This window comes from Brucella sp. JSBI001 (genome assembly GCF_026014005.1).
Taxonomy (GTDB): domain Bacteria; phylum Pseudomonadota; class Alphaproteobacteria; order Rhizobiales; family Rhizobiaceae; genus Brucella; species Brucella anthropi.
Genome location: NZ_CP110339.1, coordinates 44,111 through 54,598, shown reverse-complemented (window position 1 = coordinate 54,598; position 10,488 = coordinate 44,111). Strand labels below are relative to the sequence as shown.

Here is a 10,488-nt window from a genome sequence, read left to right as displayed (position 1 = left end):
TCGCATTCCGCAGTGATTGCAGGGCGCGATCAGAAAATTGTAACAGCTCGCCGGCGGGGTGCTGCCGGCGAGCTGTCCATCAGGCCATTGGGAGGAGGGAGAACGACCTGATCAAAATAAGTTCTGGCACAAACACACCGGATGCCGTCAGCGGCCAGCGTGCATCGGGCGCATATTTCCGAAATGGAAACCGCCACCGCCCATACCACCGCCGCCAAAGCCGCGGTTGAAACCACCAAAGCGGGTCGGAGACATCACCGGACCGGGACCCCAGTTGCGACGAATCTGGCCCTGCGGCCATCCACGGCCGCCCCAGTTGCCGCCGCCGTTCCAGCGCGGGCCATGGCCCCAGCGCGGATTCCAGCCGCCGCGATTGGACTGGCAATTGCGGCCAATGCAGCCATTGACGTAGTTCGGTCCGCCGCGCCAGCCTGGACCCCAACCACCGCCCCAGCCGGGACCCCAATAGCCGCCGGTCGCCCAGCCGATACCAAGTCCGAGGCCGAAGCCGTCATCGTAACCGTCATTATTAACGATCACCGTGGTGCTGGACGGTGCGGCATAGGCGGGGCCGCTATAGGCGCCGAAACGCACATAACGCGCCGAGACCCAGCCGACACGGCTCCCGTTATAGATCTGGCACCAGCCATTGCGGCAGGAACCGGCATTGACCGTCGCACCGGCGGGGAGCGCGGCAAGCCGTCCGTAATTGGAACCGGGGCCCGAACGGACATTGACCGAAGCCGAGACATAGGCTGTTGCAGCGGAAGCAATAGCGGGCGTGAACAGGGTTGCAGCAATAACAGCCGCACCAAGAATACGATTATTAGTAAGCATTCCCTTAAATAAAGACATCGCATCTTCTCCAGATTAGCGATCGAACAGAGACGCAATAAGTATCAAACACGAGCTAATCTATGTTGATATAGTACAATATGCAAACAACATGCGCAATAATGGTAAATTTAGGGCGTATATTATTATTTTCTACACTTCAATATTGATTGCAATCATCTTTATTTTACAAAATACAACGTCGCACTTACAGCAAGTTGATTAAAATTTTACAGGAAATGTTACTCTCACCTCTTTGACGGACAGTCAAAGAAAGGCGTCCCGGAGGGAACCGGGACGCCACGCGGCTTTGGGGGGAGAGAGGGAGGATAAAGCCGCGATCACGGGCCGTCAGGCCAGTTGTTTTGCGAGGCTCACAGATGCATTCCCTGCAGCGTTGTGGTGCAGGGAATGTGTTTGACGAGCCTTTCATAGCAGGGCGCTAAGATGCTTGCGCTATCCGCGCCCTGAAAATGCTCTATCGCCGCACGGGCTTAACAAGTCTCGATGAGTCAAACTCAACGAGACCTGGTATTACGGCAGATTGCGCACGTCTTCCGGCGACATGTACATCGGCATCATATTGGTATCGAGGTGATGCATGACCCAGATGGAGCCGGCAAGAACGATAGCCAGAATGATGACCGTGAAGATGAGTGCCAGAATATTCCAGCCGCCTTCCGACTTCGGATCGAGGTGCAGGAAGTAAACCAGATGCACCAAAATCTGGACGACGGCGATACCGAGCACAATGGCTGCGGTTGTTCCCGGCGTGAAGTAGCCGTTCATGGCCAGCATGAATGGAACGACGGTGAGAACAACTGCCAGCACGAAGCCGATCAGATAGGTCTTCAGGCTGCCATGGCTCGCGCCGTGGTCATGTGTTTCGTGTGCAGAGCTCATCACAGTACACCCAACAGATAGACAAGGGTAAAGACGCCGATCCAGATAATATCCAGGAAGTGCCAGAAGAGGCTGAGGCACATCACGCGCGTCTGGTTCTTTTCCGTCAGACCGTCACGCAGAAGCTGGGCTGAAAGCACCAGAATCCAGATCAGGCCCGACGTGATGTGAAGACCGTGGGTTCCCACCAGCGCAAAGAAGGCCGAGAGGAACGCGCTGCGGCCCGGACCTGCACCTTCATGGATCAGGTGATTGAACTCATAGACTTCCATCGCGAGGAAGGCAGCGCCCAGCAGGAAGGTTACGCCCAGCCAGAACAGAAGGCCGGCACGGTTCTTCTTGAACATCGAAAGCGTGGCCAGACCATAGGTCAGCGACGACACCAGCAGGAGCATGGTTTCGATCAGAACAAAGTTCAGATCGAACAGTTCACGGCCGGTCGGACCGCCCGCAAACTGATGCGCCAGAACGGCATAGGTTGCAAACAGGCCCGAAAAGAGGACGCAGTCGCTCATCAGGTAGATCCAGAAGCCGACCAGCGTGGTCGACCCTGCATCGTGATGGTCCTCATGAGCGGGGTGCTCATTCCCGCCCGTGAACGGAGCGGTGGTTGAAATGCTTGCGCTCATCGGAATCAGGCCTCCTGAGCAGTCAGTTGCCGGGTACGGAGGTCTTCGACTTCCTGCACCTCTTCGGCCGAGACGTAAAAGTCTCTGTCATTATTGAAGGAGTGAGCGATGGCAACGGCCAGCACAGCGACGGCGGAGGCGATTGCCAGCCACCAGATGTGCCACACCAGGGCAAAGCCGAGCGGAATGTTCAGAATGCCGATGATGAAGCCGGTGCCGGTGTTCTTCGGCATGTGGATGCGCGCGAACTTTTCGGTGCGGCGCACATAGCCGTTCTGCTTCATGTCCCACCAGCCGTCATGATCGCGCACATGCGGAACTTCGGCGAAGTTGTAGAAGGCAGGCGGCGAAGCCAGCGACCATTCCAGCGTACGGCCCGTACCCCAGCTGTCGCCATTGTTGTCGCGCAGCTTTTCGCGGTCGCGGATCGAAACTGCGATCTGCAGAACCTGGAACACGATACCGCAAAGGATGATCGCAACGCCGATGGCGGCAATGATGAGGTAGATGTGCCATGCCGGGTTTTCGGTGTGGTTCAGACGACGGGTCATGCCCATCAGGCCGAGCACGTAGAGCGGCATGAAGGCCAGGATGAAGCCGACGAGCCAGCACCAGAATGCGTTCTTGCCCAGACGCTCATTCAGCTTGAAGCCGAAAGCCTTCGGCCACCAGTAAACGAGACCGGCAAAGCAGCCGAACAGCACGCCCGAGATGATCACATTGTGGAAGTGGGCGATCAGGAACACCGAGTTGTGCAGCACGAAGTCTGCTGGCGGAACTGCGAGCAGAACGCCCGTCATGCCGCCGACAACGAAGGTGCACATGAAGCCGATGGTCCACATGACCGGCGTTTCCATGCGAACGCGGCCCTTATACATGGTGAAGAGCCAGTTGAAGACCTTCGCCCCTGTCGGGATCGAAATGATCATGGTTGCCACGCCGAAGAAGGCGTTGACGTTGGCACCGCCACCCATGGTGAAGAAGTGGTGGACCCAGACCAGGAACGACAGAACCGTGATGGCCACAGTGGCGTAAACCATCGACTTGTAGCCGAACAGGCGCTTGCCGGAGAAGGTTGCCACGATTTCCGAGAAGATGCCGAAGCACGGCAGAACCAGAATGTAGACTTCCGGGTGACCCCAGATCCAGATGAGGTTCACATACATCATCGGATTGCCACCGGCATCATTGGTGAAGAAGTGGAAATCCAGATAGCGGTCCAGCGAAAGCAGGGCCAGCGTGACGGTGAGGATCGGGAAGGCTGCGACGATCAGCACGTTCGAGCAGAGCGCGGTCCAGGTGAAGACCGGAACCTGCATCATGCCCATGCCGGGCGCGCGCATCTTGATGATGGTGGTGATCAGGTTCACGCCCGAAAGCAGCGTACCCATACCGGAAATCTGCAAGGCCCAGATATAATAATCCACCCCGACATCCGGGCTGAACTCCTTGCCGGAAAGCGGCGGATAGGCCAGCCAGCCGGTCTTGGCGAATTCGCCGACACCGAGCGAGATGTTGATGAGGATCGCACCGGCAACCGTCAGCCAGAAGCTGAGCGAGTTGAGGTACGGGAAAGCCACGTCGCGCGCGCCGATCTGAAGCGGCACGGCGAAGTTCATCAGGCCGACGATGAAGGGCATCGCCACGAAGAAGATCATGATCACGCCATGGGCGGTGAAGATCTGGTCGTAGTGGTGCGGCGGCAGGAAGCCTTCATTGGCGCCGGAGGCGATTGCCTGCTGGGCGCGCATCATGACGGCGTCCGAGAAGCCGCGGAACAGCATCACGAGTGCCAGAATGATATACATCACGCCAATGCGCTTGTGGTCGACGGACGTCAGCCAGTCGTTCCAGAGCGGAGCCCATTTGCGGTAGTAGGTAATGGCTGCAAGAATAGCGAGCGCCCCGCCAGCCACCGCGGCCAAAGTGACCATGATGATTGGCTCGTGATAGGGTATCGCTTCGAGCGTAAGTTTTCCGAACATTTTTTATCACGCTTCGATTTTAGCAATTCCGGGACGGCGCAAGACGGCCATCTTTCCGGAACCGCGTGAAACAAAGGATTGAATGCGGATGGCCGTGACCTCCTGCGAGATCACGGACCGATCGGCACATCAGTTTTCGAGCTGCGAGAGGCGCTGCGGCTGGACTGCGCAGATGATGTCGCTCGCCCACTGGCTGAAATCGACAGGCGAAGACTTGCGCAGATTGGCGCGCGCTTCGCGGATCATCTGTTGACGATGCATTTCATCGTCGAGGCAGACGGACTTGCCGTCCCAGCAGCGGTTCACGATGTTGTGGAACAGCGCCTGGTCATTATAGGTGAAGAACTGCGGCGGAACCTTCTCGCTCGGCTGAACCAGCGAGGCGTAACGGTCGCGGCTCAGCTCTTCGCCATTCGCCTTGGCCTTCACATCGGCAACCCACTTGTCGAAGTCGGCCTGATTGTAGGCATGCGCCTTGAAGCGCATCTGGGCAAAACCCTGACCGCTATAGTTGGCGGAGATACCGTCGAACTCGCCAGCATGATTGGCAATCAGATGCAGCTTCGTCTGCATGCTCGGCATGGTGTAAACCTGACTGCCGAGCTGCGGGATGAAGAAGGAATTCATGATGTTGCTGGAGGTCAGCTTGAAGTTGACCGGCACATCGACCGGCATTGCCATTTCATTGACGGTGGCGATGCCCTGGTCCGGATAGATGAAAAGCCATTTCCAGTCGAGCGCAACGACTTCGACATTGATCGGCTTTGCATTCGATTCCAGCGGGCGGTACGGATCAAGCTTGTGGGTGGCGACCCAGGTCACGGAGCCCAGAACGACGATGATCGCCAACGGGATGAGCCAGACGGCAAGCTCGATCTTGGTCGAGTGGTGCCAGTCGGGCTGGTAATCCGCCTTCTCATTCGAGGCGCGGTACTTCCATGCGAAGTAAAGCGTCATGAAGATGACGGGAAGCACGACGAGCAGCATGATGCCGGTCGCAAAAAGCATGAGATCGCGTTCTGCCATGCCGATTTCCCCTTTCGGGGAAAGCAGGACCTGGTTCTCGCAGCCTGCGAGAAACGCCGTGAGGGCCAAGACGGCGAACGAAACGATCGTCCGGGGGGTGCCGTGTTTCATTTGTCTTTCCATCCTGCGCGCGGAGTGTCATCTCCGGCGCATGCGTCATTTCCTAGTTTTCGGTAAATTCTGAAATTTCCAAAAGTACCGTTATAACGAATAATCCCGTTTGTCACGTGCCTGACGAAAATTGTGCTGGATCGTAATGTCGCGCCCAAAAGCGGGCATTTTGTCTGAACAATCCGGCCAGATCGCTGATGCGGGCCATGTTTTGGGCAATGCATAAATGCAATAAATCCATCGGCCCTCTCAAGGGATCGATGTCCTGACCGGCGGTCTGAATGGGTCGCCAGTTGTCAGGTGCGGCGGAGCGAATAGGCCCAAAGGAAAGGGTTTGCAAGATGAAAACCGCCATCTACCCCATGAATAAACGGGATCGTGATGGGAATTTACCGAATTTGACGCGAATTGCGCGCATCCCGGAAAGTGTTAAACGGTTTTCGGACAGCCGCTCCGATCCATGTCCGAGGTTTTGTGGCGGCACGATCTTCGGCAAAATAACCCCGGGGCGCAGAGACGGTTTATCTTCCGCGCTGTGTATGCTTATTGAAAATGCGCGAGGGAATTGGGGATAGAAATGATATTTGCCGAAATGCCGCTTGATGAAGCCGAAGGTGCAATTCTCGGCTATGCTATGACGGCAGGTGCGCTCACTTTACGCAAAGGCACAGTTCTCGATGCCCTCAATCTTGCCCTGTTGCAGGAAGCGGGTATCAGCTCGGTTCTGGCTGCGCGCCTGGAAAAGGGCGATATCGGCGAGGATGAGGCCGCACTTGCCATCGGACGTATGCTTATTTCCGGCGAAGTGGAGATCGGCAGCCCCACAACCGGACGGGTCAATCTGCACGCCCGGAAGAATGGCGTATTTTTGGTAGATGCCGACCGTATTGATGCAGTCAATGCGCATGATGCGCGCATTTCCATCGCGACGCTGCGCAATCATGTGCGGGTGGAAACCGGACAGATGGTAGCCACAGTCAAGATCATTCCTTTTGCTGTGCCGGGGACCCTTTTGCGGGACATCGGCCTCGATGCACGGCCTGCGCTGCGCGTCCATCCCTTCAACGGCGCGCGGATCGGGCTGATCCAGTCGCGCCTTCCCTCGATACGCGAAACGGTTCTTGAGAAGACCCGCGAACTGATGGGAAAGCGGACTGCTCGGAATGGCGGGACACTTGTTTGCGAAAAGCGCGTCGCGCACGATCAGGTTGCGCTGACAGCGGCAATCGCGGAAGTGAGCCGGGCCTGCGATATTATCGTGATCTTCAGCGCATCGGCGGTTGCCGACGAGGCAGATATCGTGCCGCAGTCGATCCGCATGTCAGGCGGTGAAATCCTGCGCATCGGCATGCCGGTCGATCCGGGCAATCTGCTGGTCCTGGGCAGGCATGACGGCAAATATATTGTCGCCGCCCCCGGATCGGCCCGCAGCGCCCGCGAAAACAGCCTCGACTGGGTGCTGGATCGTCTGATGGCGGGGATCACACTTTCCGCCGACGATCTTTCCCGCATGGGGGTTGGTGGACTGGTTCTCTAGAACGCGTAGTCGAAAACCAATATGCCCTCGATGCCACCTTCAGCGGCTTCGACGAGGCTTTTGCCGACCTTCGCGTGTTCAGGATGCGGAAGATAGGCATCCCGCGCCGCGCTATCCGTGAAATCGACAACAAAACCGTGCCGGAAACCCTTTTCGAGATTTTCCGGACTGTTGTTTTCGCCAGCCGTAATGGACAGGATGCCGCCGATCTTGTCCTTGAGGGCCACAACGGCCTGCAGCTTCTCTTCGATCTGCGCGGCTCCGAGTTCGGACCTGAATTTGACGAGAACGATATGGCGTATCATGAACGGTTTCCGTGATTGAAAATGAGATCGCGCGGCCTCCAGAAATGGCAGCAGGCAACCTCTTTCATACGGTATTTATCGAGCGGGGAAAATGCCTCCTGTCAGGCGTCGCTGAAACGGAACCGCACCGAAAGCCATTTCGCAATTCCGTGCGGCCTCGCACTGGAACTCGCCTGACGGCAGTACTCAACGGTTCCAGTTAAAAACGGAGTCGCTGAACCGCTGCAAGTATTTGTTTCGTCGCATTATTCAACGCATCGAAGCGAGATGAGAAGCCAATCCCGTGGACCGGTTCCCGGCACGGACACGTCATTCTTCCGGAAAATACGCCAAAAACGAAAAAGGCCGGGTTGAACCCGACCTTCCGCTTTCACCTGAGTTGCGCCAGTACATCCGTGGTCACGATCCCAAGTGAATTCCCGATACGCATATGGATATAACCCGTCTGCGTTTCAGGAATATGACATTGCGGGCAGCGGCCAGATTGCTCCAAAACCGGTTCAACCCGGCCCTGCCCCGACAGTTTCGACCCACAAACCGTTGCCTGAAACTGCCGTATTCTTGCGTGGGCGCCTGATCACGCCCCATGTAGTCCGCGTTCATCCCGCTTCCGCAGATCGACGCTTGTAATATCCGTTTCCGACGTCTGAAGCTTTGCGCCCAAAGGGCTGCAGAACCTGTCGTCAGGCCGCCATCGGCGTTTCCGCCACATCGGGGTGGTTGTAATTCCACACCTCGATCAGGCATTGCCGCATCAAGTCGAGATCGACCGGACCAATCCGGCTCAGTACAAGATCGAGTTCGTCGGGCTCTACGCCCCTGTTGAGCAACTCAACAATCGCCTCGATCAGAATTCTCTTGTCGTCAAATCTGTAGCGCTGCATAAACCTGCTCCGCTATCTGCCCCAGCACATGGTCATAGATTAAACAGTCATGGTTAACCGAAGCTTAAGCCACGAAAAACCAACGCGATTTACTGACACCACAAACTGACGCAGACGCTTGCTCCAAAAATTTTCCGCAAGAACCTGCGGAATGCATTTCAAAAATAACTTAAACAGAAAATTGAAACCTTGTTTTTCGGACAAGATTAAGTCCAAATCCTAGTATATTTTCCGCGAAAACCAAGAAGAAATTTTCAACTCGCTATATTTTATTATTTGCTTTCGTTCAGATGAGGCCCCTATGTCGTTCTTTCGGAAATATGTCGATTGGTCCTTTACTTATGCCCGGATGGCCGGGCTGGGACTGCTCGTCGGCTCAAGCGTCATGGGTGGTTATCTGTACACGCTGCAATATAAGGGCAACGTCCACACCATCATCGACGGACAGGCCTATCGCTCGAACCAGCCTGATCCTGCGCGCATCGCATCCCTGCAGAAGCTTTATGGCATCAAAACCATCATCAATCTGCGCGGCCCGGAGCCGGGCTCGAAATGGTATGATGAAGAGATCGCAACCGCGAAAACGCTCGGCATCAAGCATGCCGATTTCGAAATGTCGTCAAGGCGGGAGTTGACCCCTGCACAGACGAGACAGCTAATCGCCCTGATGCAGAATGCGGAAAAGCCGGTGCTCATCCATTGCAAATCCGGCGCCGACCGCACCGGTCTCGCTGCAGCGCTCTATGTGGCAGCCGTCGCGAAGGGTAGCGAAGGCAAGGCCGAGCGGCAGATGTCCATCGCCTACGGACATTTCGGTTTTCCGCTCAGCCCGACCTACGCGATGGAAAAGACCTTCGAAGCCATCGAGGCGGAACTCGGCTATACCGGTTCCTGACGGTTTTCAGCTCCACAAATGCAAAACGCCGGGGATAACCCCGGCGTTCTTTATTCTAACCACGACAATTTTATTCGAGGCCGACGATCTTGCCGTCATCCCACTTGAAGATGTCGAAGCTTGGCGAGCTAAGGTCGCCGTTTGCGCCATAGGTCAGCGTGCCGATAGCGGTTTCGATAGGCTTGCCATCATGCAGAGCCTTGGCGACGGCAGCAGAATCATCGGTCGAATCGGCGCGTTCGATGCCGGCCTTGATGACTTCCACAGCGGCATAGGCGTTCATGGTGAAGGCTTCAGCCGGGATACCCTTGGCCTTGAGCGCTTCGATAGCATCCTTGGAAGCCGGGTTCTTGGTGGCGTCCTTGGCGTTGGTGAAGAGCGTGCCCTGTGCGTTGGTGCCGCCGATTGCCCAATATTCGGTGTTGGACAGACCTTCGCCGCCGAGCACCAGTGCCTGCATGCCAGCGTCATGCAGCTGACGCGACAGGAGGCCGCCTTCGGCATGGTAGCCGCCGAAATAGACGACGTCAGTGCCAGCAGATTTGAGCTTGGTGACGAGCGCGCTGAAATCCTTGTCGCCCGGCGTGACCGAATCGTAATGGACTTCCGTGATGCCGCCCTTGTTGATCGCCGCCTTGAAAGCGTCGGCCAGACCCTTGCCATAGGCACCCTTGTCATGGATCACGGCGACCTTCTTGTCCTTGAAGTTCTTCAGGACATAATCGGCCATGACTTCAGCCTGCTGGTCATCGCGGCCGCAGGTGCGGAACACGTTTTCCAGATTGCGCGCGGTCAGATCCGGGCCGGTGGCGGTCGGGGTGACCATCAGCACACCGTTTTCCGAGAAGACGTCGGAAACGGGGATGGCAACGCCGGTCGTGACCGGGCCGACGACGAACTTGATGCCGTCGCCAACGATCTGGTTGGCGGCGGAAACGCCCTGCTTCGGTTCACCGGCATCGTCGGCAAACTTCAGAACGACTTTCTCGCCCTTGATGCCGCCAGCCTTGTTGATGACTTCAACGGCGGTTTCCGCGCCCTTCTTCACCTGGTCACCGAAAGCAGCGACAGGGCCCGTCAGCGGTGCAACGACGCCGATGGTGATGTCAGCATAGGCGGCGCTGGCAAAGCCGAGTGTAGCTGCGAAAGCCACGCTGGACAGAAGTTTCAGGTTCATTCTTTTTCTCCTTTGTAGGGCAGCGTCCTCCGACGGCCCCGAGACAACCCTTGCCGGTCAAATCTCAACGCGTCTGCGCTGCCGAATTGCCGGGCCCTCCCTTTTGTTCATCACATGATCTCAAAGGGTCAATCCAAAAGCACGCCGCACCGCCGCCTCGAAGAGGTCAGAGCCATAATATTATCCGAAATTGCATCTGCCC

General features: G+C 56.8%; 11 protein-coding genes. 2 read left to right on the top strand and 9 right to left on the bottom strand.

Annotated elements, in window-relative coordinates:
• Positions 1–147: 147 nt before the first annotated feature.
• The 6 genes from LJ361_RS00250 to LJ361_RS00225 all read right to left on the bottom strand — a co-directional run bounded on the left by LJ361_RS00250 (position 148) and on the right by LJ361_RS00225 (position 5,843).
• Positions 148–855, bottom strand: coding sequence for an SH3 domain-containing protein (locus LJ361_RS00250; RefSeq protein ID WP_011982285.1), 708 nt, complete (start codon positions 853–855; stop codon positions 148–150).
• Between the two features lie 513 nt (positions 856–1,368).
• Complete coding sequence (locus LJ361_RS00245) at positions 1,369–1,737, bottom strand: cytochrome o ubiquinol oxidase subunit IV (RefSeq protein WP_010657856.1); 369 nt, start codon at positions 1,735–1,737, stop codon at positions 1,369–1,371.
• A complete protein-coding gene (gene cyoC / locus LJ361_RS00240) occupies positions 1,737–2,366 on the bottom strand; it encodes a cytochrome o ubiquinol oxidase subunit III (protein WP_010657855.1) in 630 nt (209 codons plus the stop codon). The genes LJ361_RS00245 and cyoC overlap by 1 nt, the downstream gene beginning before the upstream one ends.
• Positions 2,367–2,371: 5 nt before the next feature.
• Positions 2,372–4,351 (bottom strand): cytochrome o ubiquinol oxidase subunit I, encoded by a 1,980-nt coding sequence (gene cyoB, locus LJ361_RS00235; RefSeq protein WP_010657854.1) that lies wholly within the window; start codon positions 4,349–4,351, stop codon positions 2,372–2,374.
• A 129-nt stretch (positions 4,352–4,480) separates the two neighbouring features.
• Positions 4,481–5,488: a ubiquinol oxidase subunit II gene (gene cyoA / locus LJ361_RS00230; RefSeq protein WP_010657853.1), complete on the bottom strand. Its 1,008-nt coding sequence runs from the start codon at positions 5,486–5,488 to the stop codon at positions 4,481–4,483.
• Positions 5,489–5,600: 112 nt separating this feature from the next.
• A complete protein-coding gene (locus tag LJ361_RS00225) occupies positions 5,601–5,843 on the bottom strand; it encodes a hypothetical protein (protein WP_011982282.1) in 243 nt (80 codons plus the stop codon).
• Between the two features lie 222 nt (positions 5,844–6,065).
• Between LJ361_RS00225 and LJ361_RS00220 the strand changes: the two genes are divergently transcribed.
• A complete protein-coding gene (locus tag LJ361_RS00220) occupies positions 6,066–7,025 on the top strand; it encodes a molybdopterin-binding protein (protein ID WP_010657852.1) in 960 nt (319 codons plus the stop codon).
• Here the strand turns inward: LJ361_RS00220 and LJ361_RS00215 are convergent.
• Together LJ361_RS00215 and LJ361_RS00210 are read right to left on the bottom strand one after the other, a co-directional pair.
• A complete protein-coding gene (locus tag LJ361_RS00215) occupies positions 7,022–7,330 on the bottom strand; it encodes a Dabb family protein (protein WP_010657851.1) in 309 nt (102 codons plus the stop codon). The genes LJ361_RS00220 and LJ361_RS00215 overlap by 4 nt on opposite strands.
• Before the next feature lie 683 nt (positions 7,331–8,013).
• Positions 8,014–8,214 (bottom strand): hypothetical protein, encoded by a 201-nt coding sequence (locus LJ361_RS00210; protein ID WP_010657850.1) that lies wholly within the window; start codon positions 8,212–8,214, stop codon positions 8,014–8,016.
• 301 nt (positions 8,215–8,515) lie between these two features.
• On the opposite strand from LJ361_RS00210, the gene LJ361_RS00205 reads away from it, so the two are divergent.
• Positions 8,516–9,109: a tyrosine-protein phosphatase gene (locus LJ361_RS00205; protein WP_010657849.1), complete on the top strand. Its 594-nt coding sequence runs from the start codon at positions 8,516–8,518 to the stop codon at positions 9,107–9,109.
• 70 nt (positions 9,110–9,179) lie between these two features.
• Here the strand turns inward: LJ361_RS00205 and LJ361_RS00200 are convergent, their stop codons facing one another.
• Positions 9,180–10,286, bottom strand: a complete 1,107-nt coding sequence (locus tag LJ361_RS00200) for a branched-chain amino acid ABC transporter substrate-binding protein (RefSeq protein ID WP_010657848.1) — start codon at positions 10,284–10,286, stop codon at positions 9,180–9,182.
• Positions 10,287–10,488: the final 202 nt, after the last annotated feature.